Below are 217 nucleotides of genomic sequence, written 5' to 3'. Positions count from 1 at the left end.
TGCAGCGGCTCGCCCGTGGCCACGTAGGCCTGGATCTCGGCCTCGGTGACGGCGCCGAAGCGCACGACGGCGGACACCACGCCCGCCTCCGCGGCCATCCCGGACCCGGCCCCGGGCTCCGGCAGCACCAGGCCCAGCCAGTGGCCCGAATGCAGCACGCCCTCCCGGCCGGCCTGGGCGCGCCAGCGCTCGACGGCGACCTCGGGCTCGTAGGGCT

The 217-nt window shown here is 77.9% G+C and carries 1 protein-coding gene; it reads right to left on the bottom strand.

Translation table 11 applies throughout. The features are described from left to right. Nucleotides 1-217 (bottom strand): Maf family protein (locus SJ20_RS09260; RefSeq protein WP_044659710.1); only part of this gene is annotated, 217 nt, incomplete at both ends.

Source organism: Micrococcus sp. MS-ASIII-49 (assembly GCF_000946635.1).
In the GTDB taxonomy this organism is placed as follows: Bacteria; Actinomycetota; Actinomycetes; order Actinomycetales; family Micrococcaceae; genus Micrococcus; species Micrococcus luteus.
The sequence above is the reverse complement of the archived record's forward strand: the minus strand, read 5'-3'. Positions and strand labels throughout refer to the sequence as shown.